This window comes from Bradyrhizobium sp. Ses1 (assembly GCF_059512365.1).
Window position 1 is genome coordinate 18,235 of record NZ_JCAMOQ010000004.1, and the last position, 20,998, is coordinate 39,232.

Here is a 20,998-nt window from a genome sequence, read left to right on the forward strand (position 1 = left end):
GCCTCAGCATTCTCTCGTCGTGGCCGGGCTTGACCCGGCCATCCATCTCCAATGAGTCGTTTGCGAAGATGGATGGATACGCGGGTCAAGCCCGCGTATGACGGCTGGGTTGCGCGGCAGGCCTCACCGCACATTCGGCAAATAGCGCGATCCCTCCTTTCCGAGGAAATCCAGCATCGCCTGCGCCGGCGGCAGCAGGATCTTGTCGGCGCGGCGGATCGCGTGCCATTGGCGCATCACTGGCAGGCCCGCGACCTTGAGCACCACTAGCCGTCCTTCCTCCAACTCGTGGAAGACGGTGTGCTGGGAGATGAAGGCGATGCCGAGCCCGGCCATCACCGCCTGCTTGATGGTCTCGTTGCTGTCCATGGCCATGCCGACCTTGGGCTCGATCCGATGCTTTTGGAAGAACTGCTCCATCAGCAGCCGCGTGCCGGAGCCGTGCTCGCGGGTGATGAAGGTCTCAAAGGCAAGATCGGTAGCGGCGACGCGCTTGTTTCCATTGAGCCGGTGATCGGCGGCGGCGATGATCACGTGCGGATGCCTGCCGAGCGGGCGCATCTCGACCTCGATGTCCGCTGGCGGCTGCCCCATCACGGCGATATCGAGGTCGTAGCCGCGTAGCGCATCGCGGATGTCCTCTCGATTGCCGATTCTGAGCGTCACGTCGATCTTCGGGAAGCGTTGCGAGAACGCCGCGATCGCGAACGGCACGAAATATTTGGCGGTGCTGACTGCGCCCATCGCGACGCGCCCGCCGTTCTTGCCCGCGATCATGTCGAGCGACTGCTCGCAGTCGGCGAGCGCGGATTCGATACGCTCGACCAGCGCGAGAACGGTGCGGCCGGCATCCGTCAACGCCATGCCTTCAACGGTGCGCTGGATCAGCGGCAGGCCGGCGAGCTCCTGCAGGTTGCGAAGCTGCAGGGTGACCGCCGGCTGGGTGAGGTTGAGCCGGTTGGCCGCGCCCGTGATCGAGCCGGCCGCATGCACGGCGGTCAACGCGCGCAGCTGACGAATGGTGAGGTCGCGCGAGAAATGTCCCGGCATGAGTACCTCCATAAAAAATACTTTGGCCACACTTAAGATATTAAAATTTCACTAATTCCGCAATTCGCGTGTTGATAGTGGCGACAGCGACTCCGCTCCGGAGCCGCTTCAAGCGAAGCCCCGTCGAGAGGGCTCGGTGAACGGGAGAGCGGCCGTGGATCATCTTCCTGCATTGCAGGCCTATCTCGACGACCCCGCGCGTCAGGACACCGTCCGCGCGGCAGCCGTGGCGGTGGTCGAGGCGCTGGCCGCGGCCGCGGTCGAACTCGCAGGCGTCATCGCCTCGGGCCCGCTGGTCGGCATCACCGGCCGTGACGGTGCGGTCAATCCGGCCGGCGACACCCAAAAGGACATCGATGTTGTCGCAGATCGCCTGATGCGCGACGCCCTGCGTACAGCGCCGGTGGCGGCCGTGCTCTCGGAGGAAGTGGAACTGCCGGAGACGCTCGACGCCGAGGCGCCGCTCTGTGTCGCGATCGATCCGCTCGACGGCTCGGCCAACCTTGCGAACAACATCTCGGTCGGCACCATCTTTTCCATCCGGCCCAAGGCGCGCGACATCCTCTCGACCTTCTTCGAGCCCGGCACCGCGCAGATTGCCGCCGGCTGTTTCATCTACGGCCCGCAGACCGTGCTGGTGCTGGCGCTGGACCAGCGCGTCGACGTCTTCACCCTGTACCCGCCGCGGCGCGAATTCGTGCTGACCGGGCGCGGTATCCGGATTCCGCCTGATACGCCGGAGTTCGCGATCAACGCCTCCAATCGCCGGCACTGGAGCGGCGCGGTGCGCGGCTATATCGACGAATGCCTCGCCGGCGCCAATGGCGAACGCGGCCGCGACTTCAACATGCGCTGGATCGGCTCATTGGTGGCGGAAGCCTACCGCATCCTGGTCCGTGGCGGCGTGTTTCTCTATCCAGCCGATGCGCGCCCGGCCTACCGCGAAGGCCGCCTGCGCCTGCTCTACGAAGCCCATCCCGTGGCGCTGATCATGGAATGGGCTGATGGCGCCGCCTCCAGCGGGCGCGCCCGCATTCTCGAACTTTCGGCGCGGACGCCGCACCAGCGGGTGCCCTTGATCATGGGATCGCCGCGCACCGTGCGCGACATCGATATGATGCACGAGGGCGTCGAGCCGCTGTTCGAAAACGCCGACGCGCCGTTATTCGCGCGCCGCGGACTGTTTCGCTGAAGGAGGCCGGCATGTCGCGGCGTCACCCCATCATATCGGTCACAGGTTCTTCCGGCGCCGGAACGACATCGGTCAGGAAGACCTTCGAGAACATCTTCCGGCGCGAGAATGTCAGCGCCGCCTATGTCGAAGGCGATGCCTTCCACCGTTACGATCGCGCCGAGATGCGCAGCAAGATGGTCGAGGAGGCCGATCGCGGCAACAAGCATTTCAGCCATTTCAGCCCCGAAACCAATTTGTTCGAGGAACTCGAAAAACTGTTCCGCGACTATAGCGAGTCAGGCACTGGGACGACGCGGCACTATGTGCACGACGAGCAGGAGGCGCGGCTCTACGGCGGCGATCCCGGCACTTTCACCAAGTGGGAGTCGTTGTCGGAGAGCTCCGATCTGCTGTTCTATGAGGGCCTGCATGGCGCCGTCGTCACCGAGAAGGTGAACGTCGCCAAATATGCCGACCTCAAGATCGGCGTCGTCCCCGTCATCAATCTCGAATGGATCCAGAAGCTGCATCGCGATCGCAGCCACCGCGGCTATTCCACGGAGGCAGTGACCGACACCATCCTGCGGCGCATGCCTGATTATGTGAACTATATCTGCCCGCAGTTCACCGAGACCGACATCAACTTCCAGCGCGTGCCGACGGTCGACACGTCGAACCCGTTCATCGCGCGCTGGATCCCGACGCCGGACGAATCGATGGTCGTGATCCGGCTGAAGAATCCGCGTGGCATCGATTTTCCCTATCTGCTCTCGATGATCCCGCACAGCTTTATGTCGCGCGCCAATTCGATCGTGATCCACGGCGCCAAACTCGATCTGGCGATGCAGCTCATCCTCACCCCGCTGATTCTGCAACTGATGGAACGAAAGAGGCGAACGATATGACCGCACTTGCGTCTGTGGCCAGCCGCACCCAAGTCAGCCATGCCGAGATGGCGAACGCCATCCGCTTCCTCGCCATCGATGCCGTGGAGAAGGCGAAGTCCGGGCATCCCGGCATGCCGATGGGCATGGCCGATGTTGCGACCGTGCTGTTTTCGCGCTTCCTCAAATTCGACCCCGATGACCCGGCCTGGCCCGACCGCGACCGTTTCGTGCTCTCGGCCGGCCACGGCTCGATGCTGCTCTACGCGCTGCTGCATCTGACCGGCTATGAAGGCGTCACGCTGGATCAGCTCAAGGCCTTCCGCCAGTGGGGATCGGCGACTCCAGGCCATCCCGAATATGGCCACACGCCCGGCGTGGAGACGACGACCGGCCCGCTCGGGCAGGGCATCGCGACCGCCGTCGGCATGGCGCTCGCCGAGCGATTGATGAATGCGCGGTTCGGCGACGAACTCGTCGACCACTTCACCTATGTCATCGCCGGCGATGGCTGTCTGATGGAAGGCATCAGCCACGAGGCGATCTCGCTCGCCGGGCATTTGCGGTTGAACCGGCTGATCGTGCTGTTCGACGACAACCGAATCTCGATCGACGGCGCGACGTCACTGTCCTGTTCCGACCATCAGCTCGCGCGTTTCAGGGCCTCCGGCTGGTCGGCCTGCCGGATCGACGGCCATGATCCGCAAGCGGTTGCGAGGGCGATCGATGAAGCCAGGAAGAGTGACCTGCCGTCGCTGATCGCCTGCCAGACCGTGATCGGCTTCGGCGCGCCGAACCGGGAAGGCAGCGAGAAGGTTCACGGTGCACCGCTCGGATCGGACGAGGTCGCCAAAACGCGGGCAGCGCTCGATTGGCGCTACGAGCCATTTGAAGTTCCGCCAGCCGTGCTTGCCGAATGGCGCGAGATCGGCGCACGCGGCCGGGCGGCGCGCCGCGCCTGGATCGAGCGTTCACGGAGCGCCTGCAACGGCGGCGGCAGGTCGCCGTTCCACGATGCGCTGAACAAAAAGCTGCCCGGCGCCTATACCGAGGCGATGGCGAAGCTGAAGGAGCGTTTCGCGGCCGAGCGTCCCAAGCTTGCGACACGGCAGGCGTCGCAGCAGGTGATCGATGTGATCGCCGAAGCGCTGCCGAACCTGCTCGGCGGCTCGGCCGACCTGACGCACTCCAATCTCACGCTGGCGAAATCACAGGTGCCAGTGCGGTCCGGCTGGCTGCACGGCAGCTATATCCATTACGGCGTCCGCGAGCACGCCATGGCGGCGGCGATGAACGGCATCGCGTTGCACGGCGGCTTCGTCCCCTACGGCGGAACATTCCTCGCATTCGCCGACTATAGCCGCCCCGCGATCCGGCTCGCCGCGCTGATGGGCGTCCGCGTCATCCACGTCATGACGCACGATTCGATCGGACTGGGCGAGGACGGTCCGACGCACCAGCCGGTCGAGCATCTCGCCGCGCTCCGTGCGATCCCCAATCTCCTGGTGTTTCGCCCCGCCGATCCGATCGAGACCGCGGAAGCCTGGGACTGCGCGCTGAAGGCCGAAACCTCGCCGTCGATCCTGTGCCTGTCGCGGCAGGCGCTGACCGCTTTTCGCGATGTTACCGATACCAACCACGTCGCGCTTGGCGCCTATGTGGCGATCGAGCCGGATGGAGGCCGTGACGTCACGCTGATTGCAACCGGCTCAGAAGTCTCGATCGCGCTCGAAGCGGCCAAGCTGCTCGGAAGTGAGAATGTCCGTGCCGCCGTCGTTTCCGCCCCGTGCTTCGATCTGTTTCGGAAGCAGCCGCGCGACTACCAGGCCAAGGTGCTGGGCGATGCGCCACGTGTCGGCGTCGAGGCCGCGATCGAGGGCGATTGGGCGCGCTGGCTTGGCGATGATGGCGAGTTCGTCGGCATGAACGGTTTCGGCGCCTCCGCGCCCGCTGATGTGCTCTACCGCGAGTTCGGCATTACGCCGGCCGCCGTCGCGGCTGCGGCCAGGCGCGTGATCCAGCACGCAAGCGAAAGGAAATAAGCATGGCGCGTATAACCCTGAGGCAACTGCTGGATCATGCCGCCGAGCGCGGCTACGGCGTGCCCGCATTCAACATCAACAATATGGAGCAGGGCCTTGCGATCATGGAGGCGGCGTCGGCCTGCGATGCGCCCGTCATCATCCAGGCCTCACGCGGCGCGCGCGCCTATACGGGTGACATCATGCTGTCGAAGATGATCGATGCGCTCGAGGAGATGTATCCGGACGTGCCGCTGTGCCTGCATCTCGATCATGGCAACGAGGAATCCACCTGCGCCACCGCGATCCGCTATGGCTTCACGTCGGTGATGATGGACGGCTCGCTGAAGGCCGATGCCAAGACGGCAGCCGATTATGACTACAACGTGGACATTACCCGCCGCGTCGTCGACATCGCGCATTGGGTCGGCGCCTCCGTCGAGGGCGAGCTCGGCGTGCTCGGATCGCTAGAACATGGCGGCGGCGAGCAGGAAGACGGCCATGGCGTCGAAGGCAAGGTCAGCCATGACCAGCTCCTCACCGATCCGGGCCAGGCGGTCGATTTCGTCCGCGCCACGAAGGTGGATGCGCTCGCGATCGCGATGGGCACCTCGCATGGTGCCTACAAGTTCACGCGGCGGCCCGACGGTGACATCCTCGCGATGCGCGTGGTGGAAGAGATCCATCAGCGGCTGCCGAATACGCATCTGGTGATGCACGGCTCGTCCTCGGTGCCGCAGCCATTGCAGGACATGTTCAACCAGTTCGGCGGCGAGATGCCGCAGACCTGGGGCGTGCCGGTCGAGGAGATCGTCCGCGGCATCAAGCACGGCGTCCGCAAGGTCAATATCGATACCGATTGCCGGCTCGCGATGGCCGCGGCCTTCCGCAAGGTCGCGACTCAATCGAAAAGCGAATTCGATCCCCGCAAATTCTTGAAACCCGCGATGGAGGCTTTGCGTGACCTCTGCCGCGACCGCTTCGAGCAGTTCGGCACGGCGGGCAATGCCGCAAAGATCAAGGTGATTCCGCTGTCCGAGATGGCGAGGCGCTACCGCGCCGGCGCGCTCGATCCGCAAATTGGGGCGATGACCGAAGCAGCGTGAGGGGCACGCCAGAAAGTTTTCAGGAGGACCATATGAATATGCAGTCGATGACCCTGCGCGGCAAGGATCGCTACAAATCCGGTGTGCTCGAATACAAGCGCATGGGCTATTGGGAGCCCGACTACCAGCCCAAGGACACGGACGTCATCGCGTTGTTCCGCGTCACGCCGCAGGACGGCGTCGATCCGACCGAAGCCTGCGCGGCGGTAGCAGGCGAATCCTCGACCGCGACCTGGACCGTGGTGTGGACCGATCGTCTGACGGCGGCGGAAAAATATCGCGCGAAATGCTACCGCGTCGATCCGGTGCCGGGTTCGCCAGGCAGCTATTTCGCCTATATCGCCTATGACCTCGATCTGTTCGAGCCGGGCTCGATCGCGAACCTCACCGCCTCGATCATCGGCAACGTCTTCGGCTTCAAACCGCTGAAGGCGCTGCGGCTCGAGGACATGCGGCTTCCCGTTGCCTATGTGAAGACGTTCCAGGGCCCGGCGACCGGCATCGTGGTCGAGCGCGAGCGGCTCGACAAGTTCGGGCGTCCCTTGCTCGGCGCGACTGTGAAGCCGAAACTCGGCCTCTCCGGCCGCAACTACGGCCGCGTCGTCTACGAGGCGCTGAAGGGTGGACTCGATTTCACCAAGGACGACGAGAACATCAACTCGCAGCCCTTCATGCACTGGCGCGAGCGCTTCCTCTACTGCATGGAGGCGGTCAACCGCGCGCAGGCCGCGACCGGCGAGATCAAGGGCACCTATCTCAACGTCACCGCGGCGACCATGGAGGACATGTACGAGCGCGCCGATTTCGCCCGCGAACTCGGCTCGACCATCGTCATGATCGATCTTGTGATCGGCTACACCGCGATCCAGTCGATGGCGAAATGGGCGCGCAAGAACGACATGATCCTGCATCTGCACCGCGCCGGCCATTCCACCTACACAAGGCAACGCTCGCATGGCGTCTCGTTCCGCGTCATCGCAAAATGGATGCGGCTCGCGGGCGTGGATCATATTCACGCCGGCACTGTGGTCGGCAAGCTCGAGGGCGATCCGAACACCACGCGCGGCTACTACGATATCTGCCGCGAAGACTTCAATCCGATGCAGCTCGAGCACGGCGTGTTCTTCGACCAGAATTGGGCCAGCCTCAACAAGCTGATGCCGGTTGCCTCGGGCGGCATCCATGCCGGGCAGATGCATCAGCTGCTCGACCTCCTGGGCGAGGACGTCGTGCTGCAGTTCGGCGGCGGCACCATTGGTCACCCGCAGGGCATCCAGGCGGGTGCCACCGCCAACCGCGTCGCGCTGGAAGCGATGATCCTCGCCCGCAACGAGGGGCGCGACTACGTCCATGAAGGTCCAGAGATCCTGGCCAAGGCGGCGCAAAGCTGCACACCGCTGCGCGAGGCGCTCGAGGTCTGGAAGGACGTCACCTTCAACTATGAATCGACCGATGCGCCGGACTTCGTTCCGACGCCGAGCGTCGCGGTCTGAAAGGGGTACATCATGCGCATAACCCAGGGCTGCTTCTCCTTCCTGCCCGATCTCACCGACGAGCAGATCACGGCACAGGTGCAGTACTGCCTCGACAGGGGCTGGGCTGTTAACATCGAATTCACCGACGATCCGCATCCCCGCAACACCTATTGGGAGATGTGGGGCCTGCCGATGTTCGATCTGCGCGACGCCGCGGGTATCATGCGGGAGCTCGGCGAATGCCGGCGCGTGTATGGCGACCGCTATATCCGGATCTCCGGCTTCGATTCGAGCCACGGATGGGAGTCCGTGCGCATCTCCTTCATCGTCAATCGGCCCACGAACGAGCCCGGCTTCCGGCTCGACCGGCAGGAATCCGTCGGTCGCAACCTCCGCTATTCGACGCATGCCTATGCGGCGGAGCGGCCTGAAGGCGAGCGTTACGCAGACCGTTAACCGCGTCCGGTTCAAGCCAGGCGGGTGGCTCCCTCGGCCGACCTGGTCCGGATGCACTTCTCCGTCGTCGCCAGGTTGCGGCGACGGAGCTTTTCGACACGAGAGCAGGATGACGCAACCACAGCCACAGACTGACGAAGCCCCGCTGGAGGCCGTCGATCTCCGCCGCGAATTCGCCGACCTTGGCATCGGCGCCGTGCTCGACCAGCTCGATTCCGAGTTGATCGGCCTGGCGCCAGTGAAGACGCGCATTCGCGAGATCGCAGCGCTGCTGCTGGTGGAGCGCATCAGGCAGAAGATGGCGCTCGCTACCACCTTTCCGACCCTGCATATGTCCTTCACCGGCAATCCTGGCACCGGCAAGACTACGGTAGCAATGCGGATGGCCAGCATCCTGCACCGGCTCGGCTTCGTGCGCCGCGGCCACGTCATCAGCGTCACTCGCGACGACCTGGTCGGGCAATATATCGGCCACACCGCACCAAAGACGAAGGAGATCTTGAAGAAGGCGATGGGCGGCGTGCTGTTCATTGACGAGGCCTACTACCTCTATCGCCCCGACAATGAGCGCGACTACGGCCAGGAGGCGATCGAGATCCTGTTGCAGATCATGGAGCAGCAGCGCGAGGATCTGGTTGTGATCCTCGCCGGCTATGGCGACCGCATGGAGAAATTCTTCCAGAGCAATCCGGGTTTTCGTTCCCGCATCGCCCATCACATCGACTTCCCCGATTATTCCGACCCCGAGCTGTTCGCGATCGCCGAATTGATGCTGCAGCAGCAGAACTACCGGTTCTCAGCGGCGGCACGCGATGCCTTCATCCGCTACATCGCCGTGCGCAAGACCCAGCCGCTGTTCTCCAACGCGCGCTCGATCCGCAATGCGCTGGATCGTATCCGGCTCCGCCAGGCCAACCGCATCGTTTCCCGGCTGGACCGGGTGCTCACGGCCGACGACGTGATGTCGATCGAGGCCGGCGATGTGCTGGCGAGCCGAGTCTTTTCGAAAGGCGCGACGGACAAGGAGACATGAGTGAGACGCTGACAGCCGTGCGGGCGGCGGCCTTCGGAGACCTCCTTGCCCGCGCCCACGCACTGATCTTTGACGTCGACGGCACAATGGCCGAGACCGAGGAGGTGCACCGCCGCGCCTTCAACGAGGCGTTCTCGCGCGCAGGCCTCAACTGGTACTGGGACCAGCCCACCTACGGACGGTTGCTGCGCGTCGCCGGAGGCAAGGAGCGGATCCGCGCATTTGCCATGCGCAAGCGAACCATGCCCTTGCTGTCGACTCGCGAGATCGCGGAGCTGCACGCGATCAAAACCGCGCGTTATGCCGAACTGATCGCAACGGGCGGCTGCCCGCTGCGGCCTGGTGTGGAAGCCTTGCTCCGGAAGGCCCGATGGCGCAGCCAGCGCCTGGCGATCGCGACGACGACCTCGCATGCCAATATCGATGCGCTATTGTCGGTCGCGCTGGGCGAGGATTGGGCCGAGTGGTTCGAGGCGATCGTCGCGGGCGACGATGTGCCCGAGAAGAAGCCGGCACCCGACGTCTATCTCATGATGCTGGCGCGACTGTCGCTCCCTGCTTCCCGCTGCGTAGCCATCGAGGACTCGCGCAACGGATTGATCGCGGCCTCGCGCGCCGGCATTCCCGTGTTGTTCACCCGCAGCGCCTACTTCCGCGACGATGATTGCTCGGAAGCGCTGTTCGCCGTCGATGAACTCACCGAGATCGCCGACGCTGCCGCGTGCCAGCTGGAGCGCCGTAGCCCGGGTGGAGCGCCAGCGTAACCCGGGGCCGCTCACAAACGTTGATGCAGATGTCCCGGGTTGCGCTTCGCTCCACCCGGGCCACGGCCCTTGACTATCAGCATTCCGTTATATAATAATACAGTTATATACTGGATGCTTGATATGCCCAACCTCGACGCCGCCTTTTCAGCGCTCGCCGACCCGACTCGCCGGGCCATCCTGGCTCGCCTTGCGCTGGGCGAAGCGACCGTCATGGAACTGGTCGAGCCGTTCGAGCTGACGCAGCCCGCCATCTCCCGCCATCTCAAGGTGCTGGAAAGCGCCGGCCTGATCATTCGCCGCGTTGAAGGCACCAAGCGACCGTGCCGGCTCGCGCCCGGTGCCATGGCCGAGATCGACCAGTGGCTTTCGATGCTACGGCAAGCCCTGAACGCGAATTACGACCGGCTCGACCAGGTTCTGGCCGATATGAAAACCGAGAAGTGAAAGGCTTCCCATGACCAGACTGACGCTGAAGACCGAAGGCGATCGATATGTCATCGTCACCCGCCGCTTCGCCGCGCCGCCAGAAGCCGTCTATCGCGCCCATACCGAGCCGGAACTCTTGCAGAAATGGCTGCTCGGTCCGCCGGGCTGGACCATGCCGGTCTGCATCAGCGAAGCCCGTCCTGGCGGCAAGATCCGCTACGAGTGGAGCAATGGCGAAGGCGGCGGGTTCTATCTGACCGGCGAATATCTGGAGCTCGCGCCGTTCAGCCGCATCGTCCACGTCGAGCGCATGCATCTGCCGGACCCGACGCCGGATAATCACGTCGAGACCATTTTCGCGCCCGACGGCAGCGGCACCTTGATGACGATGCGAATGACGCTGCCGGATGCAGCGACGCGGGACGCGATGCTGGCGACCGGCATGGAGCACGGAATGGAAGACAGCTACGCCCGGCTCGATGCGCTTGCGTAGCCGGTCTTACGGGATGAGACGCTCGTCGCGTAAACGCGCGAACAGATCGAAGAAGCTATCATCGGTTGTTTGGTAATCGAGAAAGCCGAGCTTGCGGCTCTTGCTCATATCGGTAACGACCTCGATCGGGCGACCGAGGTCGGCGTCGGTGTGCCAGGCCGAGGTGAGCACGCCGAGATCGGGCTCGGCCAGCCGATATTTTCTGGCGATGTCGGACCAGATCGGGCCCGCATCGGCCAATTGTCGCTCCAGCGGAATTCCTTCGCCCTGAAATGGCGCCGGCTTTAGTCCAAACCAGTCGGCCAGCCGCTGCCACATCCAGCTCCAGCGAAACACGTCGCCATTGACGACATTGAACGCCTGATTGCGGGCGGCCGGCGTTGTCGCCGCCCATTCCAGATGGCGTGCGAGCAGCCGCGCATCCGTCATATCGGTAAGACCATTCCACTGCGTCGCGGAGCCCGGAAACAGGAACGGACGTCCGGTCTCGCGGCAGATGGTGGCGTAGACCGCGAGCGTCACGCCCATGTTCATCGCGTTGCCCACGGCATAGCCGATGATGGTGTGCGGCCGATGGATGCTCCAGCCAAAGCCGTCGCGACCAGCCGCCGCGAACACTTCGTCTTCCTGGGCGTAGTAGAAATTCTCGATCTCGAGCCGGGGCTGGTCTTCCCGAAACGGCGTGGCGGGCAGCTTGCCCTTGCCGTAACTTTCGAACGGACCAAGATAGTGCTTCAGCCCGGTCACCAGCGCGACATGCTTCACCGAACCTGCAGGCGACAACGCGTCGAGCAGGTTGCGCACCATCGCAGAATTGACCCTGATATTCTCGGCCTCGGTGTTCTGGCGCAACCACGTGCTGATGAACACGTCCGTCGGTCTCAGATCCTGTAGCGCCTTGCGAACCGATGCGGGGTCCAGCAGGTCCGCCGCCACCGGCTGCACGCCGATGTTGGCTGGTGGCCGGCGCGCCAGCGCGTAGACCTGCCACTCCTGCTGACGCAGGTGCCGGACCAGATTATTGCCGACGATACCGCTTGCGCCCACGACCAGCGCTGAACCCGCCATGTTCCAACCTCCAGTGATATCGGTGGGGAGATAGGATTGGTCGACGCATCAACCAGGGCAGCCGCGCCGGGAATAACTCTTTCGTGAGCGAGCCTCGACTACTCCATCACCGCCGCATGGTCCGAGGATGCCTGCGACTGCGACCGCAGCGCCGCCTTGGTCGAACCGATCATGATCGCAAGCGGGATCGAGGCCAGGATGAACACCATCACGAGCTGGTAGTCGTGGGCGAACGCGATGATTTGCGCCTGCACCGCGACGATCTTATCCGCCATCGCGCGGCCGGTGTCGGTGTTGAGATTGATCATGCCACTGACATTGGGCATCTGCAGTGCATGGTTGAAGGGGGTGATGTGCTCGGACAGCGTCGCGTAGATGCGCCGCGAGCCTTCCGTGAGCTGCGCGATCACGATGGAGATCCCGATCGAGCTGGCGACGTTGCGCAGCAGCGTCAGCATCGAGGTGCCGTCAGTGCGCAGGTGATTGGGCAAGCTCAGGAACGCCACGGTCGAGAGCGGTACGAACACCAGTCCGAAGCCGAAACCCTGGACGATGCTCACGACCACGATCTCGGTTGCGCTGGTCTGGTCGGTCCAGCCGGTCATCACGAACAGCGACGCGGCGGTCAGTGCCAGGCCGGAGATGATCAGCGTGCGCGCCTCGATGAAGCGCATCATGCGTCCGACCAGCATCATCGCGACGAAGGTGCCGCAGCCGCGGCTCGCCAGCAGCACACCGGCGGTGATGATGGGATAGCCGATCACGTTCTGCAGGTAAGGCGAGGACAGCGCCATGGTCGAGTAGAGCACAAGCCCCATCACGGTCATGAACACGCAGCCGCCGACGAAATTCCTGTCCTTGAACAGTTCGAACCGGATGAACGGCTTCGACGTCGTGAACGAATGGGCGAAGAAGTAATAGAAACCGATGCCGCTGATGATGAACTCGGCGATGATCTCGTTGGATTCGAGCCAGCCGAGCTGCTCGCCGCGGTCGAGCGCAAGCTGCAGCGAGCCGATCGCAACTGCGAGCGCGCCGAAGCCGAACCAGTCAAAGCGCAGTTCCAGGTTCTGCTTGGTCTCGTCCATGAAGATGATGAGGCCGAGCACGGTGATGGCGCCGAACGGCAGGTTGACGAAGAACACCCAGTGCCAGGAATAGGTCTCGGTCAGCCAGGCGCCGAGCGACGGGCCCATGATCGGGCCCATCATCACGCCCATGCCCCAGATCGACATCGCCTTGGCGCGTTCGTGCAGCGCGTAGGAGTCGAGCATCACGGCTTGCGACAGCGGCACCAGCGCGGCGCCGAACACGCCCTGCAGCAGGCGGAACAGCACCATCTGGCTGATGTCCTGCGCCAGGCCGCACAGCACGGAAGCCACGGTGAAGCCGGCGGAGCAGATGATGAAGATGCGCTTGCGCCCGAACCGGTTGGCGATCCAGCCGACCGGCGCGGTCATGATCGCGGCCGCCACGATGTAGGACGTGAGCACCCAGTTGATCTGGTCCTGCGACGCCGACAGCGTGCCCTGCATATAGGGCAGCGCGACATTGGCGATGGTGGTGTCCAGCGCCTGCATGACGGTCGCTGTCATCGCGCAGACCGTCACCATGTTCCGGCGCAGGCCGGGCACCATGCTGGGCGAGGGGGCCGCCGTCGACATCTGTTCTATCGCCTGGTGCTGGTTGGTTGAATCGGTCGGGCCGCGGGCACCACCTCTCCCCGCCGGGGAGAGGTCGCGCCGAAGGCGCGGGTGAGGGGGATCAGGTCCCACGAGAGAGCGTAACCCCTCACCCGGATCGCATCTTGCGATGCGATCCGACCTCTCCCGATGGGAGAGATGGCGAGTTCCGATGCCGCACCAACTCGACCTGATTTCATTAGACCTAGTCCTGCTCGTGGGCCGCTGCGGCCGAGGACAGGCCGAGCAGGCCGGACAGCGTGCGGCGATGGTTGGTGTCGATGGTGGCGTAGACGCTCATCCCCGCCTTCAATTTGCGCACCATTTTGTCGTTCTGGTCGAAATAGATCCTGACCGGCACGCGCTGCACCACCTTGACGAAATTGCCGGTCGCGTTCTGCGGCGGCAGGATCGCGAATTGCGCGCCGGTACCGGGCGAGAGCGAGCCGACCGTGCCCTTGAACAAATGGTTCGGGAACGCGTCGACCTCGAGGTCGACCGGCTGGCCGACCGCGACATAGGTGAAGTCGGATTCCTTCGGGTTGGCGTCGACCCAGGGATTCGCCACGTCGATAATGGAGAACACCGGCGTGCCGGCGGCGATGAAGCGGCCGAGCTGGATCTGCTCGACCTGGGTGGCGGTGCCCGCCATCGGCGCGCGCATCACGGTGTGGTCGAGGTTGCGCTGGGCCTCATCGAGCTTGGCCTTGGCCTGCGCATAAGGCGGGAATTGCTCCAGCGGCAGGTCGGGATCGCCGAGCAGTTGCGCCTTGGAGCTGGAGATCTGCTGCTTGATGAACTCGGCCTGCGCGCTCGCGGTCACCAGCGACGTCGCGGCATTGTCGAGGTCGAGCTGCGAACCGAAATTGCTCTTCACCAGCGACTGCTTGCGGTCGACGTCCCGCTGCTTCAGGTCGACCCCCCGTTGTGCCAGATCGAGCATCTGGCCGTAGATTTTGATATTGGCGACCAGGTTGTCATAGTTCGTGCGTGCCTGATCGAGCGCCCCCTTGGCCTGGTCCACCGCGAGGCGGAACGGCACCGGGTCGATCTCGAACAGCACGTCGCCTTGCTTGACCTGCTGGCCTTCCTTGACCACGACCTTCTCGATCTTGCCGGAGATGTCGGGCGTGATCAGCACCTTCTGCGCACCGACATAGGCGTCGTCGGTCGACACATAGCGGCCGCCGTTGAGATAGAAGACGACGCCGCCGACCAGCACCAACAGCGGCAACACGACCAGGAGGAGGAAACGGCGATAGTGCCGCAAGCCCGCCATCAGGCCGCGCGGCTGATCGGTCTTCGCTGGAGCCGAGGCCGGATTGTCCCTCTGCTCGGGCGCGAGTTTCAGTACGGGATCAGCCATAGCGCTGCTCTTTTCTGGGAGATTCGCCGGCCGGGGTCTGGATGGCATTGCGGACGTTTTCCTTGATAGATTCGAGTTGGGCGAGCAGACGGTGGGCATCGGCGGGGCTGATGCCTTCCAGCGCGGTTGCAGTGAGTTCGGAGCGAAGGCCGGCGAGCTTGGCGAGCAGCGGGCGCGCCGCCTTGCGCAGATAGAGCCGGTTGACGCGACGGTCGTTCTCGTCGCCGCGGCGCTCGATCCAGCCATTGTCGCAGAGCTTGTCGATCAGCCGGGTCAGCGTGATCGGTTGCATCTCGAGCAACTCGGCAAGCTCGGTCTGCTTCATTCCCTCGCTGCGCTCGACCTTGGTCAGCACCGCCCACTGCGCGCGGGTAATTCCGTAGCGCGCGGCCTCCTTGTCCGCGTAGACGCGGATCAGGCGAAACAATTCACCGAGCGTGAACATGAAGTTCGCGTCGACGGACCCCGGCATAATCTACCCTCCATAAGCTTTGGCTATAATAAGCTAGCTTATGATTTCCGCATGTCCGGTTAACGGAAGGCAGCTCCGCTTCCAGAACATGGCTGGGAACGGGGCGAGCCCCGGGGCTTTGGGATCGTCGGTCAGGCTGCTAAAACGGTGCATATGACGTTGGCAAAACCCACATTTCCCGCACCTGACCACGATCACGGCCGCTGCACTGCGGAAGGGATCGCGCATGCCGAGGAGGTTTGCGCGCGGCGGGCGCAGAAGTTCACGCCGATCCGCCGTCAGGTGCTCGGGGCGCTATTGTCCAGCCACCGGCCGCTCGGCGCCTATGAGGTGATCGACGAGCTCGCCAAGTCGATGCCGCGCCCGGCGCCGATCACCGTCTACCGCGCGCTCGATTTCCTGATGGAGAACGGCCTCGTTCACCGCATCGAAAGCCGGAACGCGTTTCTGGCCTGCGCGCATGATCACGACGAGACCTCTATGGTGGCGTTTTTGATCTGCGATCGCTGCGGCGCAGTCGGCGAAATCCCGGCGGCGCCGGTGGCCCAGAGCCTGAAGGCCGCAGCGCGCGCCGCGGGCTTTGCGCCGAAGCTGTCGGTGGTCGAGATCGCCGGCACTTGCGCGCATTGCCAGAAAGAAACCAGGGCCGTTGTCTGATTGGATTTGAGCATGATCCGGAAAAGTGGAAACCGGTTTTCCCTCGCGACAAACGCGAAGCGTTTGCGCGGAGATCATGCTCAGAGAAAGAGATGAGATCATGATCCGATCCGGTCCGATCGGATCATGAAACCCGGAAGCCCCCCGCTCCGGATTCCAAACGATAACACGGCGCCAAGCCGGAAACCGAGGCAACATGTCAACGCAAACCATCTCCAGCGTCGCCGCAACCGGGCGCGCGCTCACCCCGGGCGCGGTCGCGATCATGCTGATGCTGTGCGTGAGCTGGGGATTCAACCAGATCGCGGTCAAGCTCGCGCTGCCCGACATTCCGCCGATGCTGCAGGCGATGTTCCGCTCCGCCGGCGCGTTGCCGGTGATGCTGATCGTGGGCTGGCTGCGCGGCGTCAAATTCTTCGAGCGCGACGGCACGCTTCTGGCCGGCCTGGTCGCCGGGTTGATGTTCGGCATCGAGTTCGTGCTGATCTTCAGCGGCCTAGTGTTCACCTCGGCCTCGCGCGCGTCGGTCTTCCTCTATACGGCGCCGTTCTTCGTCGCATTCGGCTCCCATCAGTTCCTCGGCGAGCGGCTCTCCGCCTTGCAATGGAGCGGGCTCGCCTTGAGCTTTGCCGGCGTCGCGCTTGCGATCGGCGTGCCGCAGCCGGATGTCGACGCCAAGGTCTTGCTGGGCGATCTGATGGTGGTCGGCGGCGGCGCGCTTTGGGCGGCCACCACGCTGGTCGCCAAGGGGACAGCGCTACGCAAGGCCGCGCCGGAAAAGGCGCTCGGCTATCAGGTCGCCCTGTCGATTCCGATCCTGGGTATCGCCTCGTGGCTTGCGGGCGAAACCATCACCCATTTTCCCAGCCCGCTGTCGCTCGCCTTGATGGCGTATCAGGCGATCTGGGTGGTGGGTTGCACCTTCGTGATCTGGTTTGCGATGGTGAAGATGTATTCCGCCAGCAAGCTGTCGGCCTTCACTTTCATCACGCCGCTGTTCGGCGTCGTCGCTGCCTATGTCATCATGCATGACACGCTGACGCCGGTATTCGGCGTCGCGGCGCTGTTGGTGATCATCGGCCTCTATCTCGTGAACAAGCCGGATCCGAAGGTGACGCCGGATCCTAATGTACCGGCGTGAGCCACCGCTGTCATTCCGGGATGCGCCGAAGGCGCAGGCCCGGAATCCATCGGGCCGCATGCGCGGTGGAGAAATGGATTCCGGGCTCGATGCTTCGCATCGCCCCGGAATGACGACTGGGCGTCGAGGTAGATCTTTCCTCCGTCATTGCGAGCGGAGCGAAGCAATCCATGCCTCCGCGTGCCGTGTATTGCTTCGCTTCGCTCGCAATGACGGGTAAAGAACCCGCGCCTATCCCCGTTCGATCGGCAGCGTCTCGTCCTTGGCCCATTCGCCCATCGACGCGTCATACAGGGTGAGGTTGTCGTAGCCGAGCCGATGGAGCTGGAATAAATCGACCGTCGCGGAAATGCCGCCGCCGCAATAGGCGATCACGCGCTTGTCCTTGCTGATGCCTTGGCTTGCAAATTTCGCTTCCGCGTCCGCGCGCGCGATGAACGTCTTCGCCGTGGGATCGAGCAACGTCGCCGCCGGCACATTGACGCTGCCGGGAATGCGTCCCGGCCGGCCGTAGCGGCTGGGTTCGAGGCCTGCGTGGAATTGTGGACCCAGCGCATTGACGGTGACGGTGCCTTGGTCCCCTCGTGCGGCGAGCACGTCGTCCTTGCCGACGAAGAAACCCGCTCGCGGTTTCGCGGCAAACGTCGCAGGCGGATAGCCCTTGGCGGGGCCGGTCTCGAGCGGGCGGCCTTCCGCTTTCCACTTGTCCAGGCCGCCGTCGAGCACGGAGGCGCCGTCGAAGCCCAGCGATTTCAGCATCCACCAGAAGCGCGTCGCCCACATCGGCGTGCCGATCGAATACAGCACCACCCGGCTGTCGGGACCGATCCCGTGGCGGCCGAAGGCGGTTTCGAGCTGCGCGACGAGGGGCATCATGAAGCGCAGTTCCGTGTTCGGAGCGGAGAATTCGCCCTGCAAGTCGAGAAAATCGGCGCCGGCGATATGGCCGGCCTCGAAGGTTTCTTTCCCCGGCACCGCAATATAGGGAACGCCGCTGCCTTCCGGCGCCGGCTCCAGATAGGTCGTACAGTCGAAGAGGCGAAGATCCGGCTGATGCAGGATATCGGCAAGTTCCGCCGTGGTGATAAGCTCATCCCTTGTCGCCATCTGCACCTCCCGCGGGTTGTATTTGCTTCAAGGTATGGCGCGCGGTAGGGGATGAAAAGCCGTCCTCGCGTGTTCGCGGGCTCTTTAATCCCCCGAATCCTCCCCCGATATACCGGTCAGCCCATCGGACGGCCGCCGGTCTTGCGCTCGATCCCGCTTTCAGGCGCAAGCTGTTGAATCTCCGTTAGAAAATATGTGATCCAATAAACCGCCAGCCCGCCTTCGTGCCCCCCTTGGTGAATGTCACCAAAACCTGATATTCGAGACGCCATGAACAAGCCCGAAATTCTCAGCGACGTCGCCGGCCCAGCGCCCCGGCATCAGACAACCCAGGTCATGGTCGGCCATGTCGCCGTCGGCGGGGGCGCCCCGATCGTCGTGCAGTCGATGACCAACACCGACACCGCCGATGTTGATGGCACCATCGCCCAGGTCGCAGCACTTTCGCGCGCCGGCTCGGAAATGGTCCGCATCACGGTCGACCGCGAGGAAGCCGCCGCCGCCGTCCCGCATATCCGCGATGGCCTGCGAAAGCGCGGCATCGACACGCCCCTGATCGGTGACTTCCACTATATCGGCCACAAGCTGCTCGCCGAATATCCGGCCTGCGCCGAGGCGCTCGACAAATACCGCATCAATCCCGGCAATGTCGGCTTCAAGAACAAGCGCGACTCGCAGTTCGCCGACATCATCGAGATCGCTAACAAGAACAACAAGCCGGTGCGCATCGGTGCGAACTGGGGTTCGCTCGACCAGGAACTCTTGACCAAGCTGATGGACGAGAACACGGCCTCGCCGAACCCGCGCGATGCCCGCGCGGTGACGCGCGAAGCCATGGTGCAGTCGGCGCTATTGTCAGCGGCCCGCGCGCAAGAGCTCGGCATGCCCAAGAACCGCATCATCCTGTCGGCCAAGGTCTCGGCCGTGCAGGATCTGATCGCGGTCTATCAGGATCTGGCGCGCCGCTCGGATTACGCGATCCATCTCGGCCTCACCGAGGCCGGCATGGGATCGAAGGGCATCGTCGCCTCCTCGGCAGCCCTCGGCATCCTCTTGCAGGACGGCATCGGCGACACCATCCGCATCTCATTGACGCCTGAGCCCGGCGGCGACCGCACGCTGGAAGTCCAGGTCGCCCAGGAACTGTTGCAGACGATGGGTTTCCGCACCTTCGTGCCGCTGGTCGCGGCCTGCCCGGGTTGTGGCCGCACCACCTCGACCACGTTCCAGGAGCTGGCGCGCTCGATCCAGGATTTCATCCGCGACGAGATGCCGGCCTGGAAGACGAAGTATCCCGGCGTCGAGCAGCTCAACGTCGCTGTCATGGGCTGCATCGTCAACGGTCCCGGCGAATCCAAGCACGCCAATATCGGCATCTCGCTTCCAGGCACCGGCGAAGCGCCGGCCGCGCCTGTCTTCGTTGACGGCAAGAAGTTCCGCACCCTGCGCGGTCCGTCGATCGCCGCCGACTTCAAGGCGCTGGTCATCGATTACATCGACCAGCGCTACGGCCGGGGTAGCACGGTGCCCGCGAGCACGGTGACCGCGGCGGAGTAAGTTCTCTCCGTCCAACGACCCCTCTCCGCTGTCGTCCCCGCTTTCGCGGGACGACAGATAAAGCCGCGGCCTGCGATTGCGCTTCGCCCCATCCGGGCTACGATGCTCCCGACAATAACGATTGGGAGCAACACCCGTGAGCTCGCTGTCCGGCAAGCAAGGTCCCCGCTACAAGCATCTCGCCGACGAGAGCGAGCCCTATGAAACCATCGGCGTCGAAAAGCTGACGCCGATCATCGGCGCGGAGATTTCCGGTGTCGATATCGCGCAGCTCGTCTCCGACGATGCGCGCTCCAATCGCCAGATGGATGAGATCCATCGCGCGCTTGCCGAGAACCTCGTGATCTTCTTCCGCGACCAGCGCATCACGCCAAAGGACCATCTCGCCTTCGGCCGGAAGTTCGGCGAATTGCACATCCATCCCGCCGCCCCGCATGAGGGCGAGGATCCCGCGCTGATGAGGATCTACGCCGACAAGGATTCGCCGCGCGCCAACGGCGAAGGCTGGCATTCGGACGTGTCCTGCGATCTCGAGCCGCCGATGGGCTCGATCCTCTACATCAGGCAGTGCCCGCCGCATGGCGGCGACACGCTGTTCGCCAATATGTATGCGGCCTATGAGGCGCTGTCGGATCGGATGAAGGCCTATCTCGACGGGCTCACCGCGCTGCATGACGGCGAGCCGATCTATCGCGGGCTCTACGCCAATTACGGCGTCGCCGACAAGCCGAGCTATCCACATGCCGAGCATCCGATGGTGCGCACGCATCCGGTCACGGGAAAGAAGGCGCTCTATGTCAATCGCGGCTTCACCCGCCACATATCAGGCATTCCCCGTGACGAGAGCGACGCCATCCTCGCCTATCTCTACCAGCACGCGGAAAACCCGCTGTTCCAGTGCCGCTTCCGCTGGACCGAGAACGCGATCGCCTTCTGGGACAATCGCTGCACCCAGCACCGTGCGATGTGGGACTACTGGCCCCATACCCGCGCCGGCACGCGCGTCACGGTGAAAGGCGAGCGGCCGGTGTGACGGTAAATGCGGGACGGCGCGCCGCAACCT

General features: G+C 63.9%; 20 protein-coding genes. 14 read left to right on the plus strand and 6 right to left on the minus strand.

The annotated features are described in order from the left end of the window. Positions 1 to 123: 123 nt before the first annotated feature. Positions 124 to 1,050 (minus strand): LysR family transcriptional regulator, encoded by a 927-nt coding sequence (locus AC5ZG5_RS06915; protein ID WP_456641494.1) that lies wholly within the window; start codon positions 1,048 to 1,050, stop codon positions 124 to 126. Between the two features lie 154 nt (positions 1,051 to 1,204). Between AC5ZG5_RS06915 and AC5ZG5_RS06920 the strand changes: the two genes are divergently transcribed. From AC5ZG5_RS06920 to AC5ZG5_RS06965, 10 genes are all read left to right on the plus strand, one after another. After that, positions 1,205 to 2,242 carry a class 1 fructose-bisphosphatase gene (locus AC5ZG5_RS06920; RefSeq protein ID WP_456641493.1) on the plus strand — a complete coding sequence of 346 codons (1,038 nt, stop codon included), beginning with the start codon at positions 1,205 to 1,207 and terminating at the stop codon, positions 2,240 to 2,242. Between the two features lie 11 nt (positions 2,243 to 2,253). Then, positions 2,254 to 3,129, plus strand: a complete 876-nt coding sequence (locus AC5ZG5_RS06925; protein WP_456641492.1) for a phosphoribulokinase — start codon at positions 2,254 to 2,256, stop codon at positions 3,127 to 3,129. Then, positions 3,126 to 5,150: a transketolase gene (gene tkt / locus AC5ZG5_RS06930; RefSeq protein WP_456641491.1), complete on the plus strand. Its 2,025-nt coding sequence runs from the start codon at positions 3,126 to 3,128 to the stop codon at positions 5,148 to 5,150. The genes AC5ZG5_RS06925 and tkt overlap by 4 nt, the downstream gene beginning before the upstream one ends. Before the next feature lie 2 nt (positions 5,151 to 5,152). After that, entirely contained in the window at positions 5,153 to 6,235 is a 1,083-nt protein-coding gene (gene fba, locus AC5ZG5_RS06935; RefSeq protein WP_456641490.1) for a class II fructose-bisphosphate aldolase, read from the plus strand. Positions 6,236 to 6,267: 32 nt separating this feature from the next. Further along, a complete protein-coding gene (locus AC5ZG5_RS06940; RefSeq protein WP_130225369.1) occupies positions 6,268 to 7,728 on the plus strand; it encodes a form I ribulose bisphosphate carboxylase large subunit in 1,461 nt (486 codons plus the stop codon). A gap of 12 nt (positions 7,729 to 7,740) precedes the next feature. Beyond that, a complete protein-coding gene (locus tag AC5ZG5_RS06945; RefSeq protein ID WP_130225370.1) occupies positions 7,741 to 8,166 on the plus strand; it encodes a ribulose bisphosphate carboxylase small subunit in 426 nt (141 codons plus the stop codon). Positions 8,167 to 8,275: 109 nt separating this feature from the next. Further along, complete coding sequence (gene cbbX, locus AC5ZG5_RS06950) at positions 8,276 to 9,199, plus strand: CbbX protein (RefSeq protein ID WP_456641489.1); 924 nt, start codon at positions 8,276 to 8,278, stop codon at positions 9,197 to 9,199. Continuing rightward, positions 9,196 to 9,963, plus strand: coding sequence for an HAD family hydrolase (locus tag AC5ZG5_RS06955; RefSeq protein ID WP_456641488.1), 768 nt, complete (start codon positions 9,196 to 9,198; stop codon positions 9,961 to 9,963). The genes cbbX and AC5ZG5_RS06955 overlap by 4 nt, the downstream gene beginning before the upstream one ends. Before the next feature lie 123 nt (positions 9,964 to 10,086). Continuing rightward, entirely contained in the window at positions 10,087 to 10,410 is a 324-nt protein-coding gene (locus AC5ZG5_RS06960; RefSeq protein ID WP_208827505.1) for an ArsR/SmtB family transcription factor, read from the plus strand. A gap of 10 nt (positions 10,411 to 10,420) precedes the next feature. Continuing rightward, entirely contained in the window at positions 10,421 to 10,885 is a 465-nt protein-coding gene (locus tag AC5ZG5_RS06965) for an SRPBCC domain-containing protein (RefSeq protein ID WP_456641487.1), read from the plus strand. Between the two features lie 6 nt (positions 10,886 to 10,891). Here the strand turns inward: AC5ZG5_RS06965 and AC5ZG5_RS06970 are convergent, their stop codons facing one another. From AC5ZG5_RS06970 to AC5ZG5_RS06985, 4 genes are all read right to left on the minus strand, one after another. After that, on the minus strand, positions 10,892 to 11,953 hold the full coding sequence (locus tag AC5ZG5_RS06970; RefSeq protein WP_456641486.1) for an SDR family oxidoreductase: 1,062 nt from the start codon (positions 11,951 to 11,953) through the stop codon (positions 10,892 to 10,894). A gap of 98 nt (positions 11,954 to 12,051) precedes the next feature. Next, entirely contained in the window at positions 12,052 to 13,617 is a 1,566-nt protein-coding gene (locus AC5ZG5_RS06975; RefSeq protein ID WP_456641485.1) for an MDR family MFS transporter, read from the minus strand. A gap of 223 nt (positions 13,618 to 13,840) precedes the next feature. Next, positions 13,841 to 15,001, minus strand: a complete 1,161-nt coding sequence (locus AC5ZG5_RS06980) for an HlyD family secretion protein (protein ID WP_456641484.1) — start codon at positions 14,999 to 15,001, stop codon at positions 13,841 to 13,843. Next, positions 14,994 to 15,473 carry a MarR family winged helix-turn-helix transcriptional regulator gene (locus AC5ZG5_RS06985; RefSeq protein WP_028168004.1) on the minus strand — a complete coding sequence of 160 codons (480 nt, stop codon included), beginning with the start codon at positions 15,471 to 15,473 and terminating at the stop codon, positions 14,994 to 14,996. The genes AC5ZG5_RS06980 and AC5ZG5_RS06985 overlap by 8 nt, the downstream gene beginning before the upstream one ends. Positions 15,474 to 15,626: 153 nt before the next feature. Here AC5ZG5_RS06985 and AC5ZG5_RS06990 point away from each other — a divergent pair, with 153 nt between their 5' ends. Further along, positions 15,627 to 16,130: a Fur family transcriptional regulator gene (locus AC5ZG5_RS06990; RefSeq protein ID WP_456641483.1), complete on the plus strand. Its 504-nt coding sequence runs from the start codon at positions 15,627 to 15,629 to the stop codon at positions 16,128 to 16,130. Positions 16,131 to 16,395: 265 nt separating this feature from the next. After that, positions 16,396 to 17,271 (plus strand): DMT family transporter, encoded by an 876-nt coding sequence (locus AC5ZG5_RS06995; RefSeq protein ID WP_130225392.1) that lies wholly within the window; start codon positions 16,396 to 16,398, stop codon positions 17,269 to 17,271. Positions 17,272 to 17,502: 231 nt separating this feature from the next. On the opposite strand, the gene AC5ZG5_RS07000 is transcribed toward AC5ZG5_RS06995, so the two are convergent. Beyond that, positions 17,503 to 18,378 (minus strand): sulfurtransferase, encoded by an 876-nt coding sequence (locus AC5ZG5_RS07000; protein WP_130225379.1) that lies wholly within the window; start codon positions 18,376 to 18,378, stop codon positions 17,503 to 17,505. A gap of 270 nt (positions 18,379 to 18,648) precedes the next feature. On the opposite strand from AC5ZG5_RS07000, the gene ispG reads away from it, so the two are divergent. Both ispG and AC5ZG5_RS07010 read left to right on the plus strand, forming a co-directional pair. Then, positions 18,649 to 19,935, plus strand: coding sequence for a flavodoxin-dependent (E)-4-hydroxy-3-methylbut-2-enyl-diphosphate synthase (gene ispG, locus AC5ZG5_RS07005; protein WP_456641482.1), 1,287 nt, complete (start codon positions 18,649 to 18,651; stop codon positions 19,933 to 19,935). A 136-nt stretch (positions 19,936 to 20,071) separates the two neighbouring features. Further along, the gene (locus tag AC5ZG5_RS07010) at positions 20,072 to 20,968 is read left to right on the plus strand and encodes a TauD/TfdA dioxygenase family protein (protein ID WP_456641481.1); all 897 of its coding nucleotides are present in this window, start codon (positions 20,072 to 20,074) and stop codon (positions 20,966 to 20,968) included. Positions 20,969 to 20,998 lie beyond the last annotated feature (30 nt).